Origin of the sequence: Nannocystis pusilla, assembly GCF_020073745.1 — a bacterium.
GTDB lineage: Bacteria > Myxococcota_A > Polyangia > Nannocystales > Nannocystaceae > Nannocystis > Nannocystis radixulma.
In genome coordinates this window covers 147,317-168,470 of sequence record NZ_JAIRAU010000039.1, presented here as the reverse complement: position 1 = coordinate 168,470, position 21,154 = coordinate 147,317, and the positions used below count along the sequence as shown (strand labels likewise).

General features: G+C 71.3%; 15 protein-coding genes. 8 read left to right on the top strand and 7 right to left on the bottom strand.

All coding sequences use genetic code 11. The annotated features are described in order from the left end of the window. Nucleotides 1–43 precede the first annotated feature (43 nt). Genes K7C98_RS28395 through K7C98_RS28385 form a run of 3 tightly spaced genes read right to left on the bottom strand, consistent with a single transcriptional unit; the run spans nucleotide 44 to nucleotide 5,759 of the window. Nucleotides 44–1,090 carry an FHA domain-containing protein gene (locus tag K7C98_RS28395; protein WP_224194920.1) on the bottom strand — a complete coding sequence of 349 codons (1,047 nt, stop codon included), beginning with the start codon at nucleotides 1,088–1,090 and terminating at the stop codon, nucleotides 44–46. Between the two features lie 50 nt (nucleotides 1,091–1,140). Continuing rightward, on the bottom strand, nucleotides 1,141–2,178 hold the full coding sequence (locus tag K7C98_RS28390; RefSeq protein WP_224194919.1) for an FHA domain-containing protein: 1,038 nt from the start codon (nucleotides 2,176–2,178) through the stop codon (nucleotides 1,141–1,143). 35 nt (nucleotides 2,179–2,213) lie between these two features. Beyond that, nucleotides 2,214–5,759, bottom strand: coding sequence for a tetratricopeptide repeat protein (locus K7C98_RS28385; RefSeq protein WP_224194918.1), 3,546 nt, complete (start codon nucleotides 5,757–5,759; stop codon nucleotides 2,214–2,216). 198 nt (nucleotides 5,760–5,957) lie between these two features. Here K7C98_RS28385 and K7C98_RS28380 point away from each other — a divergent pair, with 198 nt between their 5' ends. Then, the gene (locus K7C98_RS28380) at nucleotides 5,958–6,263 is read left to right on the top strand and encodes an FmdB family zinc ribbon protein (protein WP_224194917.1); all 306 of its coding nucleotides are present in this window, start codon (nucleotides 5,958–5,960) and stop codon (nucleotides 6,261–6,263) included. Then, nucleotides 6,260–7,117 (top strand): bifunctional methylenetetrahydrofolate dehydrogenase/methenyltetrahydrofolate cyclohydrolase FolD, encoded by an 858-nt coding sequence (folD, locus tag K7C98_RS28375; RefSeq protein ID WP_224194916.1) that lies wholly within the window; start codon nucleotides 6,260–6,262, stop codon nucleotides 7,115–7,117. Before K7C98_RS28380 ends, folD begins: the two co-directional genes overlap by 4 nt. Nucleotides 7,118–7,338: 221 nt before the next feature. Here folD and K7C98_RS28370 read toward each other — a convergent pair whose 3' ends face one another. Further along, nucleotides 7,339–8,268 (bottom strand): ParB/RepB/Spo0J family partition protein, encoded by a 930-nt coding sequence (locus K7C98_RS28370; protein ID WP_224194915.1) that lies wholly within the window; start codon nucleotides 8,266–8,268, stop codon nucleotides 7,339–7,341. Then, nucleotides 8,265–9,089, bottom strand: coding sequence for a ParA family protein (locus K7C98_RS28365; RefSeq protein ID WP_224194914.1), 825 nt, complete (start codon nucleotides 9,087–9,089; stop codon nucleotides 8,265–8,267). The genes K7C98_RS28370 and K7C98_RS28365 overlap by 4 nt, the downstream gene beginning before the upstream one ends. 113 nt (nucleotides 9,090–9,202) lie before the next feature. Between K7C98_RS28365 and K7C98_RS28360 the strand changes: the two genes are divergently transcribed. Beyond that, on the top strand, nucleotides 9,203–9,376 hold the full coding sequence (locus K7C98_RS28360; RefSeq protein WP_170136587.1) for a hypothetical protein: 174 nt from the start codon (nucleotides 9,203–9,205) through the stop codon (nucleotides 9,374–9,376). Between the two features lie 128 nt (nucleotides 9,377–9,504). On the opposite strand, the gene K7C98_RS28355 is transcribed toward K7C98_RS28360, so the two are convergent. Beyond that, on the bottom strand, nucleotides 9,505–10,860 hold the full coding sequence (locus K7C98_RS28355; RefSeq protein ID WP_224194913.1) for a lamin tail domain-containing protein: 1,356 nt from the start codon (nucleotides 10,858–10,860) through the stop codon (nucleotides 9,505–9,507). 128 nt (nucleotides 10,861–10,988) lie between these two features. Then, nucleotides 10,989–12,818, bottom strand: coding sequence for a sigma 54-interacting transcriptional regulator (locus K7C98_RS28350; protein WP_224194912.1), 1,830 nt, complete (start codon nucleotides 12,816–12,818; stop codon nucleotides 10,989–10,991). A gap of 198 nt (nucleotides 12,819–13,016) precedes the next feature. On the opposite strand from K7C98_RS28350, the gene lon reads away from it, so the two are divergent. The 5 genes from lon to K7C98_RS28325 all read left to right on the top strand — a co-directional run bounded on the left by lon (nucleotide 13,017) and on the right by K7C98_RS28325 (nucleotide 21,134). Next, the gene (lon, locus tag K7C98_RS28345; RefSeq protein WP_224194911.1) at nucleotides 13,017–15,467 is read left to right on the top strand and encodes an endopeptidase La; all 2,451 of its coding nucleotides are present in this window, start codon (nucleotides 13,017–13,019) and stop codon (nucleotides 15,465–15,467) included. Between the two features lie 313 nt (nucleotides 15,468–15,780). Beyond that, entirely contained in the window at nucleotides 15,781–17,721 is a 1,941-nt protein-coding gene (gene dnaK / locus K7C98_RS28340; protein ID WP_224194910.1) for a molecular chaperone DnaK, read from the top strand. 301 nt (nucleotides 17,722–18,022) lie between these two features. Then, a complete protein-coding gene (locus K7C98_RS28335; RefSeq protein ID WP_224194909.1) occupies nucleotides 18,023–18,892 on the top strand; it encodes a penicillin-insensitive murein endopeptidase in 870 nt (289 codons plus the stop codon). A 1,015-nt stretch (nucleotides 18,893–19,907) separates the two neighbouring features. Then, the gene (locus tag K7C98_RS28330) at nucleotides 19,908–20,453 is read left to right on the top strand and encodes a MerR family transcriptional regulator (protein WP_224194908.1); all 546 of its coding nucleotides are present in this window, start codon (nucleotides 19,908–19,910) and stop codon (nucleotides 20,451–20,453) included. 114 nt (nucleotides 20,454–20,567) lie between these two features. Continuing rightward, complete coding sequence (locus tag K7C98_RS28325) at nucleotides 20,568–21,134, top strand: sigma factor-like helix-turn-helix DNA-binding protein (protein WP_224194907.1); 567 nt, start codon at nucleotides 20,568–20,570, stop codon at nucleotides 21,132–21,134. The last annotated feature ends 20 nt before the right edge of the window (nucleotides 21,135–21,154 follow it).

Sequence of the window (21,154 nt, the reverse complement as noted above, 5' to 3'; positions counted from 1 at the left end):
CCCGGTTCGTGCGCACGAGCCGGGTCTGGCGCGCCCGAGGCCGTCAGCTCTCGCGGACGTGGAACAGCTGCTGGCCGATCAGCAGCAAGCTGCCGAACGGGACGCACTGCCCGCTGCGCACGCGCAGGTAGGTGCCGTTCGACGAGCCGCGATCTTCGAGATACACGCCGTCGTCGTCGCCGCCGATCCGGCAGTGCGTGCTCGAGACGTAGCCGTCGGTCGGGAAGGTGAGGTCGCCGCGCTCGCGGCCGACGATGAACTCGTTGCCGACGATCGGCACCGCCTCGCAGGCGCGGCCGCCGTCGACGATCACGCTGATCCGACCCCAGTAGCCGGGATTCGGGCTGCCCATGCGCTCGGTGCCGTCGGCCAGCGCCTCGGCCTCCGGCAGATCTTCGTAGTAGAGGAGCTCTTGCCCGACGCGGAACGTGTCGCCGTGCTGCAGCTCGATCCGGCCCTCGATCTTGCGATAGACGCCGTTGACGGGGCTCAGATCGTCGACGCGGACGCCCTCGGGCTCGACGGTGAAGGCGCAGTGCTTGGGGTTGAGGTAGAAGTCCTGATCGAACGGCGCGCCCGAGTCGCGTCCGAACGGGATCGGACCGTCCTCGAGATCGATGGTGCCGCCGTCGCTGCCGTCCTCGCGCAGGAGGTGGAGGAACGCGCGCAGCTTGGGCTTGGCCGAAGGCCGTGCAGTGACGGGCGGAGTGACCGCCACCGGCGGCGGAGTCACAGGCGCGCCCGCGAGCCGGTTGCCGCAGCGCCCGCAGAACAGGAACCCGGCCGGATTGACCATGCCGCACGCGTTGCAGCCGCTCGACGCAGCCTCGACCGGCGCGCTCGCGGCGGGAGCCGCCGCCGGCGCGGAGGGCACGGTGACCGGCGGCTGGCTGGTCGGCTTGGGCGGATCGATCACGGTGCCGCCCGAGGTCTGCGGCGCGACGGGCGGGGTGATCTGCGTCCCCGCGGGGGTGTGGCCCATCCGCGGCGGCACGGATGCCGGTGCGCCACCGGGCAGGCGTGCGCCACACCCGAGGCAGAACTTGTAGTGGTCCTGATTCTCCTTGCCGCAGTTCGGACAGATGATCACAACGAAAGGCCCCTTCTCCAGGCCGCGACGGGCCGTGAAGCGAATGTCGCTTACGAGATCTCGACGCGCAGCAGCTGCTGGCCGATGAAGATGTAGTCGCCGTGGAACAGCTCGACGGCGCCCTTGATCCGCACGAAGGTGCCGTTGCGCGAGCCGGTGTCGGTCAAGATGATGTGGTGCGAATCGGACGCAGAATCGAGCCGGGCGTGGCGCCCCGAGATGAAGCGATCCTGCGGGAAGTTCATGTGGTTGGCCTCGCGCCCGAGCGTCAGCGTGGTGCCCTGCGCGGAGACGATGCGGCCCTCACCGCCACCCGCCAGCAGCTGCACGACGCGGAAGCGCGCGTCGGGTCGCGGGCTGGTGTAGCTGTACGTGTGGTTGGAATCGGGCCCCGGCTCGTTGAACGGGGCGCTGTCGAGGCGCAGCAGCTGCTCGCCGACGAGGAAGCAGTCGCCGTGATCGAGCGGCACCGGCGACTTGATCCGCACGAACACGCCGTTGATGCTGCCGAGATCCTTGGCGAACAGGCGGTTGCCCTGGACGCTGAAGAGCGCGTGCTCGGGGCTGAGAAAGAAGTCCTCGTTGAAGCGGATCTCGCCGGTGCTGCGACCGACGACGTGATTGGTCGCGCTGAGATGGTAGGTGACGCCGTCGCCGCCTTCACCCTTGATGACGACCAGCCGCGGCACGACGTGCTGCTGCTGGAGCGCGCCGAAGAACATGGTCTTGGCGGCAGGCTTGCCCTGCATCGCGTCGAGCGGGGCGCCGGTCACGGCGTTGAAGCGGGGCTGGGCCGCCGGCGCGGCGCTGGCCTGCTGCGCGGCCGAGATCACGGTGGCCGGCGGCTTGCTCGGGGCGACGGACGGCTGCGGCTGCGCGCCCGGGACCGGCGCGGCGGGCGCTGTCGAGATCGCGGTGACGCCACGCGGGGGCGAGCTCGCCGAGACCGCGGGGTGGGCCCCCATGCCCGGCAGCACCGCGGAGGGCGCGATCGGTTGCGGCGCGAGGACGGCAGCGCACCGGTCGCAGCTCACGGCGCGCAGCTGGTTGAGGTGGCCACACACCGAACAGGCAAGGCCCAGTTCCATGACCCGGGGATCCTCATCCGCGCGCGGCCTCGTTGTCAACGCGCGACGGGCCCGCGAGGGGCCGGAACCGGCTCGCGGATGAGGGGGCGGAGATCGAGGCAGTCGCGCTCGCCGCTCGCGCCGCACGGGCGCCGCAAGCGGTCCTGGGACCACGCCTCGGCGCGCGTGCCCGCGGACGCGGCGGTGAGCGCCTGCTGCAGCGCGGCCGTGTGGGGCCGCAAGACCGAGGCGGGCAGGGCTTCGACGGGCGGCGCGATCGCCTGGGCGAGCCAGCGATCGATGGCGATCTCCCAGCTCCCGGCGCGTAACGGCGGCAGGGGGGGCAGCTCGACGCGCGCGGGCGTGGGGGCCAGCAGGCGCCCGAGCGCCGCGCGGGCTGCGTCGCGCGGGAGCCCGCGCGGACCGATGTAACGAGCGAGCAGCGTCGCCACCGCGTCCTCGCGCGCGGCGTCGCGGCGGATCTGTCCGAAACGCCAGGCGGCGATCGCGGCGACGATCGGATCGCTGGCGTTGAGGTCGGCGCTGACGCGCCCGAGCTGGTCGTCGCTGGTCAGGGCCGCGCGGGCGAACGCGCAGACCCGCCGGGCCTGCTGGCTGCTGGCGGTGGCGGCCAGGCGAGCCACGCGCTCCCGGTCGGCGAGGTCGCCGCCGCGCGCCAGCGAGGCGCACGCGAGCGCGATCATGAGGCCCTCGTGCTCGGGCGCGGCGAAGCGGCGCAGCTCGGTGGCCGCCGCCGGGGCGCTGCTGCGGGCGAGCGCCCACGCGGCCGCATACCAGCTCTCGCGCGAGGCGTCTGCGGTGCGCAGCAGGTCGGCGAACACCGGCACGGCCTCGGGCTCGTCGAGCGCGCCGGCGGCCTGGATCGCGGCCGCGCGCGCCTGCTCGAAGGCGGTGCGGACAGTCCGCGTGGCGTCGCGCGGGGGCGTCAGCTGGGCGCCCATGCGAGCCAGCGGCAGCGCGGTCTGGGGCAGCGCGAGGCGACCCAGGTGCTCGGCGGCCCGCAATCGACCGGTCACCGGGCCACGCGCGAGCGCCTCGACCAGCGAGCGCCGCAGCGCGCCGGTCCGCGCGGCGCGCTCGGGCTCGTCGCCGCTGGCCAGCCACGCCTTGATCGCGGAGGTGCTGGTGCGGTCGAGGGCATCGAGGAGCAGGCCGCGGCCCTCGTCCGCGCTGGGATCGCGGCGCGCCCGCGCGAGCGCGAGGTCGAGGATCGGCGCGATCGCGCCGCGCGTCTCGGCGAGGTCGAGCGCGCGGCGGCCAGCCTGCTCGACGACCTCGGGCGCGCCGCCCTTCTCGACGATCTCGCGCAGCATCGCCTCTGCGCGCTCGGGTCGGCCGCGGGCCAGCTCGAGCTCGGCCAGGCGCAGCCGCGCCGGCGCGTGGGTGGGATCGCGCTGCAGCAATCCTTCGTACAGCTTCGACGCCTGCTCGGGCTCGCCGCGGCGCTCGTACAGCTCGCCGATCCGGATCAGCACGCGCGCGCTGTCGGCCTTGTCGAGCTCGGCGTGGGCGGCGGCCAGCAGCACGCGCTCGATGTCACCTGACTCGAAGGCCACCTCGGCGAGCTCGGCGAGGACGTCGGCGCTGCGCTTCGGATCGAGGGTCATCATCCGCTCGAGCGCATCCATGGCCGCGTCGCCGCGGCCCGCCCGACGCAGCGCCAGCGCGAGCTCGGCGAGCCGCTCCGGATCTTGCGGCCGCAGGCGCACCAGCTTCTCGTGGACGGCGACGGACTTGCCGTACTTCTCCTCGCGCGTGTAGATCTCGGCGAGCAGGAGACCTGCCTCATGGGCCAGGTCAGTGTCCTTGCCGTCGAGGTCGAGCAGCGCCTGCTTCTCGATCGCCTGGCGGCGGCTGGTGAACTGCGACAGCGTGCCGCCGACCAGCACGTCGACGATGCGCGTGCGCGCCTCGTCGTGGAGGATCCTGTGCTCGGGCGCGCGGGTGAGGTCGAACACCTGCTGCCAGGTCGCCAGGGCCTGGTGCGGCAGGCGATCGTCGGTCTCGAGGATGGCGCGCAGGCGCAGGTACTTCGGCTCGCGCGGGGCGGCGGCGAGGGCCTTCTGCAGCGACAGGACGGCCTCGGGTCGGCGATGCTCGGCGAGGATCTCGGCGTGGCGGGCCCAGCCGGCGTGGGCGGGCCGGACGAGGCCCGGCAGCAGCGCCCACTCCTTCATGGCGTCGGGCTCGCGGTTCATCTGGAACAGCTGCTCGCCGAGGGCGACGCGGGCGTCGGGGTCGCGCGGGCGGGCGCGGACCAGGCGTTGCGCGATCACCAGGGCGCGATCGGGTTCGTCGTGGAGGTTGTAGAAGTCGAGCAGGCGCAGCAGCGCGTCACCCTGCACGCTGGCCGAGGCCTCGAGCTCGGCGGCGACCTTGAGCCCGAGCTCGCGCTTGCCGGTGCCGATCAGCCGGGCCGCGAGCTCGAGCCCGAGCTGCAGCCGTTCGGGGCTCTTGGGCCCGAGCTTGGCGAACTCGGCCAGGGCCGCGTCGGCTTCGCCACCTGACTCGAGGGACATGACCAAAGCAGCACGTGCCTCGGGGTCGTCGGGATCGGCCGCGAGCGCGCGGCGCCAGGCGTCGACCGGATCGGCGCCGCCGGCCGTCTGCGCCCGGGCCAGGGCGCGCCAGCCGGCGCCGTCGTGGGCCTGATCGGCGCGGGCGAGGAACTTCTCGATCCGCGCCGGCGTGTCCCCGCCGGCTTGACGCGCACCTGCCTCGAGGACCAGGTCCCACGCGGCCGCGCGCTCGGGGCTGCCGACGCGCGTCGCCTCGACCTGGGCCCACGCCAGCTCTCCGGCGCCGGCGGCGTCGCCGCTGACGATGCGGGCGCGCGCCCATTCTTCGCGCGCGCGCAGCTGATCGCCGCCGCGAAGGTGGGCCACGGCCTTCGCATACGCGGCCTCGGACGTCGCCGCCTGGCCGGCGCGGGCAGCCATGCGGGCGAGGCGGAGCTGGGCCGCGCCGTTGTTGGGATCGCGGGCGGCCAGGGCTTGCGCGAGCCGCAGGCCCTCGGGCCCGAGCTGATGACGGTCGGCGATGTCGAGCGCCTGCAGCCGCAAGGCGTCGTCGTTGTTGGCCAGGGCCGCGGCCTCGAGCGCAGTGACGGCGCCGCGCGCGTCGCCGGCGGCTAGCAAGGCTTCGATCCTCAGCTTGAACACGCGCGAGCGCAGACCGCCGGCCTTCGCCTCGACCTCGGCGAGCCGCGCGGCCGCGCCGCGTGGATCGCCGAGCCCGAGCTTGGCCCGCGCGTCGAGGATCCCGAGGGACAGGTCACCTGGCGTTCGGGACAGGCCGGCCTCGATCTTCTTGGCGAGGCCGGCCTTGCCGAGCACGGCCTCGAGCGCGCGCCACTGGGCCGTGTCGAAGGGCTGCTTGCGCAGCTTGTCGAACCGCTGCTGGACCAGCGCGGGATCGGCGGCGCTGCGCTCGACGCTCCAGTCGTCCTCGACCGGGGCGGCGTGAACCGCCGGGGCGCCGAGGAGGGCGAGGGCGAGCGGGATCCATCCGCACAGCGCGTGAGCCCCAGCACGCGGGCGAGCCGATCGCGAACTCGGCGCGAGGCGGGGCCGGAGGACCATCACAGCGAGCCTAGCAGGTTTGCTCGCTGCGTCGTGGGGCGAAGGCAACGGCGCCTCCAGGCCCGGCGACGCGAGCGCACCCGACCCGCAGCGGCGGAGAGGCCGACCGGGCCGGTCCGGGCGCAAAGTGGCGCGCCGGCGGGCTGGGTCTTGACCACAAATTCGTGCAGCCTACATTCCCGCCCGAAACCACGCGTCATGCCGATCTACGCCTATCGTTGTCTGCAATGTGAAGCCGAGCCGGAGGTCATCCAGAAGATGAGCGACGATCCGCTCACCGTGTGCGAGGCCTGCGGCGGTAAGCTGGTCCGCAAGGTGACGGCCGCGTCGTTCCACCTCAAGGGCGGCGGCTGGTACAAGGACGGCTACGCCAGCACCAAGCCCGGCGACAGCAAGAGTGAGTCGAGCGCGACCTCGACGCCCAGCAGCGACGGCGCTGCCGGCAAGAGCGAGTCGAGCAGCAAGCCGGCCGAGCCGGCGAGCCCGAAGGCGGCGACGTCATGAGCGCCCGCCGGCTCGACGGCAAGGCCCGGGCGGCCCGTCTGCTCGCCGAGGTCGAGCGTCGGGTCGGGGCCTGCAAGGAGCGAGGTGTCCGACCGTGCCTGGCGGTCGTGCTGGTCGGCGACGACCCGGCCTCGCAGGTGTACGTGCGCAGCAAGGAGCGGCGCGCCGCCGAGGTCGGCATCGAGGCCCGCGATCATCGCCTGCCGGCGACCACGACCACCGACGAGCTGCTCGCGCTGGTCGCGGCGCTCAACGCCGATCGCGCGGTCGACGGGATCCTGGTCCAGCTGCCGCTGCCGCCCCAGTGCGACACGCAGCGGATCCTCCTCGCGGTCGATCCGGCCAAGGACGTCGACGGCTTTCACCCCGACAACCTCGGCCTGCTCATGCTCGGTCAGCCGCGCTTCGTCGCGTGTACGCCGCAGGGCTGCATGTTGTTGCTCGAGGACGCCGGGGTCCCGCTCGCGGGGCTGCGCGCGCTGGTGATCGGCCGCTCGACCATCGTCGGCAAGCCGATGGTGCAGCTGCTCGTGCACGCCGACGCGACCGTCACGGCCGCGCATTCGCGCACGCGCGACCTGGCCGCCGAGGTCGCGCGCGCCGACGTCGTCGTCGCGGCGATCGGTCGCCCCGAGTTCGTCCGCGGCGAGTGGATCAAGCCCGGCGCCGTGGTGATCGACGTCGGCATGAACCGCCTGGCCGACGGCCGGCTCGTCGGCGACGTCGAGTTCGCGGCCGCCGAAGCGCGCGCGGCCGCGATCACGCCGGTGCCCGGCGGCGTCGGGCCGATGACCATCGCGTGCCTGCTGCACAACGTGGTCCTGTCCGCCGAGCGCCGCGCGAGCCCGACCTGAGCGGCGCGGAGCAGTCCGGCGGCGAGGCCGCTTTGGCCCCCCGAACCCGCGCGTCCCGAGGCCATGAGCGGGAGATTGGGCCCCTCGCAGTTCGTATGGCCGCGGAGGGCGCGTTGGACATGCTCAGGAGGACATGTCGTCGGGAGCATGCCCAGGAGGGCATGTCCTATTCGACATGCCCGGAAGGATATGTCTCCACGGGCATGCTGCAAACGGCGGACTCAGGCCTCGCCGTCGCGCTGCTCGCCGAGCAGGGTCTCGAGCAGGCGATCGAGCTCGTCGAGGCTGCCGTAGGGCAGCTCGATCGTGCCGGAGCCCTTCTTCTTGGCGTCGGCGCGGACGGCCACCTTGACGCCGAGGCTGCGGCGCAGCCGCTCCTCGAGGTCGCGGACGATGACGGCGCGCTTGTGCGTCTCCGGGTCGGGCTCGGCCTCGGGCTCCGGCGGACGCAGGCGCTCCCGCACCAGCCGCTCGACGGCGCGGACGCTGAGGCCCTTCTCGATCGCCTCGTAGGCGAGCGACAGCATGTCGGCGGCGTGCTCGAGGGCCAGCAGGGCGCGCGCGTGACCCATGCTGAGGCGGCCGTCCTGCACCAGGTCCTGCACCTTGGACGGCAGGCGGAGCAGGCGCAGGGCGTTGGCGACCGTGCTGCGATCCTTGCTCAGGCGCTCGGCCAGCTGGTCCTGGGTGTAGCCGCGGACGTCGATGAGCTGGCGGTAGGCCTGGGCCTCCTCGATCGGCGTGAGGTCGAGGCGCTGGAGGTTCTCGAGCACGGCGAGCTCGAGGCGGTCGCTCTCGGGCGTGTCGCGGACGACGGCCGGCAGCTCGTGCAGACCGGCGAGCTGGGCGGCGCGCCAGCGGCGTTCACCGGCGACCAGGATGAAGTGCCCGGGGGTGCCCGGGTTGGGCGTCACGACCACCGGCTGGAGCAGCCCGTGGCGCTTGAGGCTGTCGGCCAGCTCGCGCAGGAGCACCGGCTCGAACTGCTTGCGCGGCTGATCGGGGTTGGCCGCGATCAGTTCGATCGGCAAGGTCCGCAACGAGGGGCCGCCGGGGACGGGTTGGGCGACGTCGGCGGTCGGGGCGGGCGCCTGCGGGATCAGGGCGCCGAGGCCGCGGCCGAGGGCAGGGGGCCGTTTGGGGAGGTTCACGCGTCGGGCCTCGCTTCGATGCGGGACAGCAGCTCCTGGGCGAGGTCGAGGTAGGCGCGGGCCCCCTTGCTCTCGATGTCGTAGAGGAGGACCGGCTTGCCGTGGCTCGGGCTCTCGCTCAGGCGGATGTTGGGCGGGATCGCCGTGGCGAACACCTTGTCGGCGAAGTGCTGCCGGACCTCCGCGACGACCTGTTGCGCGAGGTTGGTGCGGCGGTCGAACATGCAGAAGACGATGCCCTCGATCGCCAGGCGGGGGTTGAGGGCGGCGCGGACGCGCTCGATCGTACCGGTCAGCGCGCCCAGACCCTCGAGCGAGAAGTACTTGGCCTGCATCGGGATCAGCACCGTGTCGGCCGCGACCAGGGCGTTGAGGGTGAGCAGGCCGAGCGAGGGCGGGCAGTCGAGGATGACGAAGTCCCACTCGAGCTCTTGCTCGGCGCGCTCGAGCGCGGTGCGGAGCACCGACTCGCGGCCCGCCACGCCCACCAGCTCGATCTCCGCGCCCGTCAGGTCGGGCGAGGCGGGGACGACCTGCAGCGTCGGCAGCTCGGTCGGGTGGACCACGGCCTTGAGCGGGGCGGCGCCGAGCATGAGCTCGTAGGTGCCGCTGTCGATTTGACCGCGGGGATAGCCGACGGCCGAGCTGGCGTTGCCCTGGGGGTCGAGATCGACGAGGAGGACCTTCCGCTCGGCCGCGGCGAGGCTGGCGGCGAGGTTGACGGCGGTGGTCGTCTTGCCCTCGCCGCCCTTTTGGTTGCTGACAGCGACGATCCGCGGTCGCCGCCGCGTGGGCGACCTCGATGCGGTGACCTTCGGCACGGGGCCACTCCCTACCACGGCCGGGGCCGCGCTGCTCGCCTGCAACGAGGGGGATCATGTGATTCAAAGTCGTTTTCTTGCCCACATGTAGGATAAGGTTTTACAACGCGCCCATGAGCTACTACCGGACCGCGTTCACCAGCTTCGAAGAGTTCCAGCGAGAGGCGCTCCGCAGCGACCGCGACGAGCTCGGCAAGGAAGAGCTCGAGCTCATCTACGACCTCGAGGACAGCGACAACCTGGTGCGCCCGGCTGCCCGCGCGCGCCGGCGACGGAGCCGCGAGTAGGCCATGGCGGCGCTGACCGGGACCTTCGCCGCGACCCCCATCGCGGCCGCCGCAGGGGGCGATCTGTCGACCCTCCTGCTCGGCGCTTCGAAACTGATCGTGTTCGGGATCTTGAGCTGTGCCGTGTCTCAGACCCCCGGGCTCGGCGCCGCGAAGACCCAGCTCTCCGGCGCGTCGGGAGCCTCCGGCGCGACGCGCACCAGCGCCTCCTCCTGGGTCGCCGGGTCGGGCGCCGCCAGCGGATCGGGCCAGACGCGGTAGCTGCTCCGCAGCTCGCCCTGGTCGTCGCGCAGGACGACCGCCTCGGTGTGGCCGAGCCCGGCGTTGGCGAGCGCGTTGTCGTCGGTCTTCAGGATCAGGGCGCCCCCTGCCGGCCCTTCATACAGGGAGCCGACGAGCAGGGCCTTTCGGCCAGGTGCGAGGCAAGTGACCGGCGCGCAGCCGCCGTCGCCGCCGAGGTAGAGCAGGGGATCGATGCCGGGCGCGTCCGGGTCGATCGAGTCGGCGAGGGTGAAGGCCGCCAGGTCGACGGTGCCCGGCCCGAGGTTCTCGATCTCGACGAACTCGGCGTGCTTCTCGAGGCTGGCCGGCCCGGGTGGATTGCTGAGCACCTCGACGATCGCCAGGGTGGTCGGCAGCGGGGCCTCGCCGGTGGTCTCGTCCGGCTCACTCTGCAACTGGCCTGGACTCGGGGTGCAGGCGGACCAGTCGGCGGCGCTGTCGCTGTCGACGGTCGCGTCGGGACGACACAGCGATTCTCCCGCACCCGGGGTGGGGACGGCGTCGCCGGTCCACAGCGCAGACTCGTCGAAGGGCGCCGGCTGCAGCGCGCCATAGAGGACGGCGTCGCCGGAGTTGCCGTCCTGGTCGCGCAGGGCGACGGCGCCGTCTTCGTTGCGCAGGCCGCCGCTGTGGGCGAACGCCGCGCGCAGGACCTCACCCTCGCGCAGGATCGCCGGGACAGGCAGGTCGGCAGGGCTGGCGTAGCGCTCGAGCAGCAGGCGCTCGCCGGGGAGGAGGAGCTCGCCGCCGATCCCGAGATCGCCCATCCACAATTCCGGCCAGCTGCGGGCCGTCACGACCAGGCCGCCGAGGGTCAACGCGCTGGCGCCGACGTGGGCGATCTCGACGAACTCCGGGCTCGTCGCGCCGCCGTCCTTGCCGTCGGGATCGGCGAAGACCTCGGTGATCCGCAGGGCCGAGAGGTCGATGGTCGCGCCCCCGCCGCTGTCCGTGAGGACAGGGCCGTCGGAACCTGTCCCGAAGGTCGTGGTGGCCGGTTCGGGCAGACCGAGATCGGCCGGCGGCGCGAGCCAGTCGGTCAGACTCGGCCAGGTGGTCGCCCCGGTGGTGGACGAGGTCTCGACGGTGGTGCCGGACGAGGTCGAGGTGTCGGCCAGGGCGTCGGCGGGCGAGGGAGTCCAGGCGCCGCACGCGGTGAAGAGGAAGAGGGGGAGGAAGGAGGCGATGCTTCGCGGGTGCACACCCCGAGGTCGTCGCTCGCGCGACCTTCTTTGCAGGCCGCGCTCGAGTTTTCGCGACGCGGGTCGTGAGTCCGCCCGCCAACGCGCGTTGGTAGGCGCCCGCGACGTGCGTCCGCCACCGCCAGAACTCAGCCGAGCGCGTAGTCTTTGAGCTTGCGGTAGAGCGTCGTGCGATCGATGCCGAGCAGCGCCGCGGCGCGGGCCTTGTTGCCGTCGGTGGCGGCCAGCGCATTGAGGATCGCCTCGCGCTCGAGCTCGGCCAGCGGACGCACGAGACGGGCGTCGGGCGGAGCCTCGGCCAGGGCGAGCGGCGCGGCGCGCATCAGTTCGGGCGGGAGATCGTCGAGGTCGAGGATCGGGCCGTCGCCGAGGACCATGGCCCGCTCGATGACGTTGCGGAGCTCGCGGACGTTGCCGGGCCAGCGGTAGCGGGTGAGCACCTCGAGCGCCGCCGGGGAGACGTCGGTGATCCGCCGGCCCAGGCTCTCGCCGAACAGCTTGGCGAAGTGCAGGGCGAGCCGCGGGATGTCGTCGCGACGCTCGCGCAGCGGGGGGATCGTCGTCTGGATGACGCTCAGGCGGTAGAGGAGATCCTCGCGGAAGCGGCCGGCCTCGACCATCTGCGGCAGGTTGCGGTGGGTCGCGGCGATCAGGCGCACGTCGACGGCGATCTCCTTGGTGCCGCCGACGCGCGTGAGCGTGCGACTCTCGAGGACGCGGAGCATCCGCGCCTGCGCCGGCAGGCTGAGCTCGCCGACCTCGTCCATGAACAAGGTGCCGCCGTGAGCCCGCACGAACACGCCCTCGTGCTGATTGACCGCGCCGGTGAATGCGCCCTTCTCGTGGCCGAACAGCTCGCTCTCGAGCAGGCCCTCGGGGATCGCGGCACAATTGACGGCGACGAACGGCTTCGCGGCGCGCGGCGAGAGGGCGTGGACCATGCCGGCGGCCAGCTCCTTGCCGGTGCCGCTCTCGCCGAACAGGAGGACCGTGGTCGGCGTGGCGGCGACCCGCTCGAGGAACACGTGGAGCCGCTGGATCGCGGGCGAGCTGCCGATGATCTGGCCGTGCGTGGGCCCTGGCTTGTGGGACAGCTTGGCGGCCGCGGTCAGTTGCTGCCGCTCGCCGGCGCTCTCGCCGCTGGCGCTGACGAGTTGGGCGGCGCACACGAGCAGCAGCAGGGCTTGCTCGTCGTAGGTCGCCCGCACCGCGCGCGGCGCGTCCCACTCGGCGTAGAAGATGAGCCCCTCGGCGGGCGCGGCCATCGCCCCGACGATGCCGCGCAGCTGGACGCTGCGGCGATCGGCCAGGTCGGGCTCGGCGAGCACGTCGCGCAGCAGGAAGCCCCGGCGCTCGCGGAGCACGCGGGCGAGCAGGGCAGGCGAGAGCGCCAGGTCGCACACGGGACCGGCGCTGGCGCTGCTGAGGATGTCGCTGCCGTCGGGGCTGAGGAGCAGCGCCCGCGTCGCCGGCAGGGCCTCGAGCGCCCACGCGGTCGCGGCCCTGAACACCGCAGGCAGTGAGCCGCAGCGGGCCAGCTTGTCGCCGAGGGCGGCGAGGGCGGCGAGGCGGTTGCGGTCGCTCGCGCCGGAGATCGCCCGTGTGGCGTCGAGCTCGACGGCGGCACGGGGCGGCGCGGCGGGCTCGGGGGCGGCGAAGGAGAGGGTGGTGTTGCCGAGCGTGAACGCGGCGCCGGGCGCGAGCTCCTGGCCGGCCTTCAGCGCCAGACGCTGGCCCTCGGCGACGCTCCACACGGGGTTGACGCCCGCGACCTCGACGACGCGGAGGCGGCCGCCGGCGCGGTCGAGCTGGATCGTGAGGTGATGGCGCGAGACCGCCCCGTCGCCGAGTTGCAGGCCTTCGCCCTGGCCGCGGCCGATCGTCAGCGGGCCATCGCCGAGCTCGATCTGTCGCCCGCGATCCGGCCCAGCCTGGACGATGAGCAGAAAAGGATGCACTTACCGCGACTATAACATCGTCGCTGTGCCCGGCCGGGGCGCGCGCCGATTCTCGGGGAGCACCGGCGAAATTGATGCCCCGTCCGTCCGCGCCCGAGACCGCAAATTCCGTTCTCCTGGCCATAAATCAGCCGTCCGCGCGCGTGGAACTCGCGTGGTTGACAGCCTAGGGCCGAGTGTTACGTTTCCGGCACCCTTGTGACCGAAAACACCCTTACTCCGACCTCTGGCCGCCGCGAGGAGCCCCCGGAGCTTCCCGAGGTCATCTCGCTGCTGCCCCTGCGCAACTCGGTGTTGTTCCCGGGTTCGATCATCCCGATCGATGTGGGGCGGCCCAAGTCCGTCAAGCTGATCGAAGAGGCGATCGCGAACGAGCGGCCGATCATCGGCATCGTCACGCAACGCGAGGCTCGCGTCGAAGAGCCGACCGAGGCCGACCTCCACGCGGTGGGCTGCGCCGCGCGGATCCTCAAGGTCATCAAGCTCGCGAAGGACAACTACAGCGTCATCCTCCAGGGCGTGATGCGGATCTCGATCGAGCGCGTCGTCGCCAGCGAGCCGTTCCTCAAGGCCCGCGTCAACGAGCTGCCCGACGTCGAGGGCGAGGACGTCGAGGCCGTCGCGCTGGTCCAGAGCATCAAGGAGACGGCCAAGCGGCTGATCGCGCTGGTGCCCGAGCTGCCGCGCGAGGCCGCGGCGCTGCTCGACAGCGTCAGCGATCCGAGCCAGGTCGCCGACCTCGTGATCAGCAACCTCGACATCGAGGCCGGCGAGAAGCAGGAAGTGCTGGCCGCCAACAACGTGCGCGAGCGCCTGCGCAAGGTGCTGATGCTGCTCACGCGTCAGCTCGAGATCCTCAAGGTCCGCGAGCGCATCAACTCGCAGGTCCAGGAGGAGATGGGCCACTCGCAGCGCGAGTACGTGCTGCGCCAGCAGCTCAAGGCCATCAAGGGCGAGCTCGGCGAGATCGACGACGAGTCGGGCGACATCGAGGAGTTCCAGAAGAAGATCGTCGACGCGAAGATGCCCGAGGAGGCGGAGAAGGTCGCGCGCAAGCAGCTCGACCGGCTCAAGGCGATGCAGCCGAGCAGCGCCGAGTACACCGTCACCCGCACCTACCTCGAGTGGCTCGTCGACCTGCCGTGGTCGATCTCCAGCGAGGACCAGCTCGACATCGCGACCGTCCGCGCGGTGCTCAACGAGGACCACTACGACCTCGAGAAGGTCAAGAAGCGCATCCTCGAGTACATGGCGGTGCTCAAGCTCAACGCCAGCAAGAAGGGGCCGATCCTGTGCCTCCTCGGACCGCCCGGCGTCGGCAAGACCTCGCTCGGCAAGAGCATCGCCCGCGCGATCGGCCGCAAGTTCGTCCGCATCAGCCTCGGCGGCGTGCGCGACGAGGCCGAGATCCGCGGCCACCGGCGCACCTACGTCGGCTCGCTGCCGGGCCGCATCATCCAGGGCATCAAGCGCGCCGGCACCAACAACCCGGTGATGATGCTCGACGAGATCGACAAGCTCGGCCACGACTTCCGCGGCGACCCGGGCTCGGCGCTGCTCGAGGTCCTCGACCCCGAGCAGAACTGGTCGTTCAGCGACCACTACCTCGAGGTCCCGTTCGACCTGTCACGGGTGATGTTCATCGCCACGTCGAACTACCTCGACCCGATCCCGCCTGCCCTGAAGGACAGGCTCGAGATCCTGCGCCTGCCCGGCTACACGCGCCAGGAGTCGCTGGCGATCGCCAAGCGCTTCCTGCTGCCCAAGCAGATCGGCGAGCACGGGCTCGAGAAGACCGACCTCAAGGTCAGCTTCACCGACGACGCGCTGCTCGAGATGATCGACAGCTACACGCACGAGGCCGGCGTCCGTAACCTCGAGCGCGAGATCAGCACGGTCATCCGCGGGATCGCCGTCAAGGTGGTCGAGGGCGAGGTCAAGGACGAGGTCGTCATCACCAAGGAAGTGATTCCGGAGTACCTCGGGCCCCAGAAGTACCTGCCCGAGGTCGCCGAGCGCACCGCCGAGCCCGGTGTGGCGACCGGGCTCGCCTGGACCCCGGTCGGCGGCGAGATCATGTTCGTCGAGGCGACGCAGATGCCCGGCAAGGGCGGCCTCATGCTCACCGGCCAGCTCGGCGACGTCATGAAGGAGTCGGCGCAGGCGGCGATGAGCTACGTCAAGAGCCACCTGAACCCGCTCGGCATCGAGAAGTCCGCCATCGAGAACATCGACATCCACGTCCACGTGCCGGCGGGCGGGATCCCGAAGGACGGCCCATCGGCGGGCGTGGCGATGTTCGCCGCCATCACCTCGCTGCTCACCGGCACCTGCGTCCGCCCCGACGTCGCCATGACCGGCGAGATCACCCTGCGCGGGCTCGTGCTCCCGGTCGGCGGGATCAAGGAGAAGATGCTGGCGGCCCACCGGGCCGGCATCAAGCGCGTGATCCTGCCCGAGCGCAACCAGAAGGACATCGTCGACGTGCCGGAGGAGATCCGGCAAGACATGACGATCCTGTGCGTGAAGAACGTGCACGACGTGGCCGAACACGTGTTCGAACGTCCGGTCATCCCGTCCGACGCGGCGCCGGAGGCCGCCTCGCCCGAGGCCGCCCGCGGCGAGCCGCCCGCCACGGCCGCCACCTGAGCGCGGGTCGCGGGGCCGCAGGGCTCGAGGACCGCAGGGTTCTCCGAGCCCTGCGCTCGTCGTGACGACGGCCAGCCCACGTCGGCCGGATCTGCGCCCTGTCACCGGAATTTTGGCCGCTCCGGCCGCTCCCCTACAACTGCATTTTTCAGGCCTCTTTGCCTGCTCGGCCCGCTCTTCGGCCGATTGACATGCGAGAACCGGGCCTTACTCTGCGCCCGTAACGCTTCCCGGCCTTTCTGGGCTCGAGTGGGAAGCAGAAGTCCCCCGGCCCGTCGCGGGCCAGAAGTCCGAGAAAGGTCAGAGTTCCACAATGGGCAAGATCATCGGTATCGACCTCGGCACGACCAACTCCGTCGTCTGCGTGATGGAGGGCAGCGAGCCGAAAGTCATCCCCAACGAAGAGGGCGGTCGCACGACCCCGTCGGTGGTGGCCTTCGAGGCGAACGGCAACGTCCTCGTCGGTCAGCAGGCGCGGCGCCAGGCGATCACCAACCCCGAGAACACGGTGTACTCGGTCAAGCGCTTCATGGGCATGAACCTCGACTCGGCCTCGCACGAGGTCAGCCGCGTGCCCTACAAGGTGGCCAAGGCGCCGAACGGTGACGCGCACATCTCGATCCGCGGCAAGCTCTACTCACCGCCAGAGATCAGCGCCCGCATCCTGATGAAGCTCAAGAAGGCCGCCGAGGACTACCTCGGCGAGACGGTCAACGAGGCGGTCATCACCGTGCCGGCGTACTTCAACGACGCCCAGCGCCAGGCCACCAAGGACGCCGGCAAGATCGCCGGCCTCGACGTCAAGCGCATCGTCAACGAGCCGACCGCGGCCGCGCTGGCCTACGGCCTCGGCAAGGGCAAGAGCGCCAAGGAGCAGACGATCGCGGTCTACGACCTCGGCGGCGGTACCTTCGACATCTCGATCCTCGAGGTCGCCGAGAGCGTGGTCGAGGTCATCTCGACCAACGGCGACACCCACCTCGGCGGCGACGACTTCGACGACCGCATCATCAAGTGGCTGATCGCCGAGTTCAAGAAGGAGACCGGCATCGACGTCGGCGGCGACAAGCTCGTCCTGCAGCGCCTCAAGGACGCGGCCGAGAAGGCCAAGATCGAGCTGTCGCAGGCGATCGAGAGCGAGATCAACCTGCCGTTCTTGACCGCCGACGCGACCGGGCCCAAGCACCTGCAGATCCGGCTGTCGCGCGCCAAGTTCGAGTCGATGATCGAGGACCTGGTCAAGAAGACCATCGAGCCGGTCAAGAAGGCGCTCGCCGACGCCAAGAAGTCGCCGGGTGACATCGACGAGATCCTGCTCGTCGGCGGCTCGACCCGCGTGCCGATGGTCCAGAAGTACGTCAAGGAGTTCTTCGGCAAGGACCCGAACCGCACCGTCAACCCCGACGAGGTCGTCGGCCTCGGCGCGGCGGTCCAGGCAGGCGTGCTCGCCGGCGACGTCACCGACATCGTGCTCGTCGACGTCACCCCGCTCAGCCTCGGCATCGAGACTCTCGGCGGCGTGACCACCGTGCTCATCCCGCGCAACACCACGATCCCGACCAAGAAGACCGAGGTGTTCACCACCGCGGCCGACAACCAGCCGTCGGTCGAGGTCCACGTGGTGCAGGGCGAGCGCAGCATGGCGTCCGACAACCGCACGCTCGGTCGCTTCAGCCTCGGCGGCATCCCGGCGGCCCCGCGCGGCGTGCCGCAGATCGAGGTCACGTTCGACATCGACGCCAACGGCATCGTCAAGGTGTCGGCCAAGGACCGGGCGACCGGCAAGGAGGCCAACATCACGATCACCGCGAGCAGCGGCCTCAAGCAGGACGAGATCGAGCGGATGGTCAACGACGCCTCCAAGTTCGAGGCCGAGGACAAGAAGCGTCGCCAGGCGATCGAGAACCGCAACAGCCTCGAGGCGCTCATCATCCAGACCGAGAAGCTGCTCGCCGAGAACGGCGACAAGTTCCCGGCCGGCCCCAAGGCCGAGGTCGAGTCGGCCATCACCGACGCCAAGGCGGCGTTCGACTCGAAGGACGACGACCGGATCGCCGCGGCCAAGGACAAGCTGATGCAGGCCTCGCACAAGCTGGCGCAGGCGGCGTACGGCCAGCCCGGCGCCGAGCAGGGCCCCGGTGGCCCCGGCGGGCCGGGTGGTGCCGGTCCGGGCCCGGGCGGTCCGGGCGGAGCGGACGCCGGCGCCAAGACCGAGGGCGACGTGATCGACGCCGAGTTCGAAGAGAAGAACTGAGATCGGACGCGCTCGCGCGCGCATCGGGCCGAGTCCCTCGCGGGGCTCGGCCCTTTCGTTTTGCCGCCGAGACTCGCGCAGGCCGAGGCCGCGGGGGCTCGATCCCCTTGGTTTGCCGCCGACGCCTGCGGGGCGCCGCGCCCTCTCGGCTCGAACCTCTCGGCGCCGCGCCGATGCGCTGAGGACGTCGCCGCCTCGCGCCGCGCGCTCGCCGGCCGACTTCTGCGGCCGCGCGCGGGCGCCAGCGCGAGTTTGCCCGTCTTTGGACAGGGCGACGCGGAGGGACTAAAAGAATGAGGGTATGCGTCGTCGCGCGATGGCCCTCGCTGCGCTCGCGTTCGGGCTCCTCGTCACCAGCTGCGCCGGTCCGAATCTCTGGACCGACGGCACCAGCGTGTCGACCGGCCTGTCGAGCCGCGGTCGCCTGCGCCGGCCGGCCAAGCTCGAGCTGAGCGGCAGCGGCTTCAAGGTGCCCGAGCGCTGGAAGTCGCGCGGCTTCCAGTACGGCACCGAGGAGCTGGTCGCGGCGCTCGGCCGGGCGGCGAACGCGGTCCGCGGCAAGGCGAAGAAGGCCACGCTCGGCGTCGCCGATCTCAGCCCGCAGCGCGGCGGCAAGTCGAAGTGGCACAGCAGCCACCAGAGCGGCCGCGACGTCGACCTGATCTTCTACAGCGCGGACGAGCAGGGCAAGCCGCTGGCGCCGCCCGAGAACGACATGATCCGCTACGACGGCGAGGGCAAGCCGTACATCCGCGGCAAGGGCACCTACAACGACGCGATCTGGGAGCAGCGCCGCTTCGACACCGCGCGCAACTGGGCCCTCGTCGAGGCGCTGCTGAGCGACGCGACCATCCGCGTGCAGTGGATCTTCGTCTCGCAGCCGCTCGAGGATCGGCTGCTCGACTACGCGACGCGGCACAAGAAGCCGCGCTGGCTCATCGAGTACGCGCGCGCCGTGATGTACGACCCGCCCGACGCGCCGACGCACAGCGACCACTTCCACGTGCGGATCTACTGCCCGCGCGACGACCGGTTCCACGGCTGCGTCGACCGCGGCGTGGTCTGGCAGCACGAGAAGAAGTCGTACAAGTACGGCGGTCCCGAGCGTTACGACCCGATCGCCTGGCGCTCGCTCGCGTCGCTGTCGGCGATGGCCATGGCACCGGGCTGAGCGGCCCGCGCCGAGCTGCGCAGCGCGGCGTGCGAGCGGCGAGGCGAACAGAGATCTGTCCTTTGGGGCAAGCTTTGCTCGGCTGACCGTTCGGACATGTCGAGGCCGCGGTGCGCGGAGTCGCTCGTCGCCCAGGGGGGAACGAGAGTTGCGGGCACGACGAGGGCGTCACGGGAGCTCCGGCAGCTCGCACTGTGCGAGCGCCGGCGATGCCCTCGCTCGAGCGAACGGCGCGCTTCGGCGGACTCGCAAGTTGCGAGCGTCGGTGCCTGTGGCCGCGGGACTCGCAAGTTGCGAGCGTCGGTGCCGGTGGCCGCGGGCTCGCAAGTTGCGAGCGTCGGCGAAGCCGTCGCCGCGGCGCCGAGCGGGGCTCGCAACTTGTGAGCGACGGCGAAATCTCCGCGGCGACGGCCCGGGCTCGCAAGTTGCGAGCGAGCGCCGCTGAGGCTCGCAACTTGCGAGCTGCAGGAGCAGCCGGGCGAGCGCTGCCAGCTTCGATCGCGCGACGCGAGTCGGCGGCTGCGCGCCTGCGCGCGTCGGCTGCGCCTGGCTTGAGGGGCAGGGAAGGGGAGTGCGAGATCTCGGCGATGGAGATCTGCACGTCCGTTCGCTGGGTGCTCGTCGCTCGATCGCTTGAGTAGATCGGCGCGGCTCTCGGAGGCGATCTCGTCGACGGCGAGATCTGCCGCCGCGAGGGCCTTGCAGAGCACGCGGCAGTCGGCCGCTCGTCGTCAATTCGCGGGCGCGAGGGCTGATCGAACGGCGCTTGAACTGAATGCCTGGGCAGGGGGTACTGAACGTTCTCGCAGAATGCGAAGCGTCCGAAAGTTGCCGACATCGCGTGAAAGTGCTTCTAGTGATCTACTCAGTAGATTATATTGCGGACCCACAAGCCAACTTGATCGCGCCAAAGGAACTGTACGGCTTGGATCGCACCTCCGCTACCGTTTGAAGCCTCTCCGCCCGGCCCACCGAGCCCAAGCGCTCCCGGGCGCGACTCTCCCCGCAGCACGCCATGCCGACCGCGCTCACCGAAGCCCAGATCCGCGACATCGAAGCGAGCAGCCCCGAGGGGCTGAGCTCGCAGCAGCTCGTCGCGGTGTTCGAGGACGCCGACGTCAAGTTCAGCGAGGCGAACCTCCGCCGCTACGTGCAGCTCGGCCTCGTGCCGCGCTCGCGTCGCGTGGGCCACAAGGGCAAGCACCTCGGCTCGCACGGCGTGTACCCGATCCGGGCGGTGCGGCGCATCAACACCATCAAGAAGCTGATGGCGGAGCGCTACACGATCGAGGAGATCCAGGCCAAGTTCCTGACCTTCAAGGACAGCATCGAGACCCTCGACGAGGCGCTCGAGGAGCTGCTGTCCGCCTTCACCGCGAAGATCGAGGCCGAGGATCCGTCGCCGCGCCGCGACGCGCTGTTCGGCGAGCTCCGCTCGCTCCGCTCGGCCGCCGACGCGCTGCTGTCCGGCGTGTACCGCCTCGAGAAGCTGCTCATCGCCGGCGGCGGCGCTGTCCGTCCGCGGGGCGGTGGGGCCGCCAGCCCGACTGAACTTTTGTAACTGTCTCTTACGACCTGTCCTTTACGACCTGCTCGTTCGTCCGTCCGTCTGACCGCTCACCTCCGCGCATTGGGTTTACCGGCGCCGCTCCGGCCGCGCCGCCAGGGGATCATCATGCTCAAGCACCACTCTTCCGCCACCGGCAGCGACTTCGATCGCGACAGCGACCTCGACGAGGCTCGCGACACTGACACCGACCAAGAGGTCGCCGCCGACGTCGACGGCGACGACGACGCCGCGGACGACGGCGACGATCCGCGCCCGATCGTGCGGCGCGCCCGCGCCAAGACGATTGCGATGAAGCGCCTCACCAAGGAGGAGCTGCGGATCGGCGCGCTGCTGTACCCGGAGCGCAGCTACTGGCGGCCCAAGACCCGCGGCGAGTGTGCCAACGTCGCCCGCCCGTGCCCGTACGTCAGCTGCAAGCACCACCTGTACATCGACGTGAACCCGGCGACCGGCAGCATCAAGATCAACTTCCCGGACCTCGAGGTGTGGGAGCTGCAACACTCCTGCGCCCTCGACGTGGCCCAGGGCGGCGGGATCACGCTGGAAGAGGTCGGTGAGATTCTCAACCTCACCCGCGAGCGCATCCGCCAGGTCGAGGTCCGCGGCCTGCTCAAGCTGAAGGAGGCGGGCGGCGAGGATCTTCTCTCGTACCTGGCCCGCGAAGAGGGTTGACCCGGCCGCCGCGCGGGTGG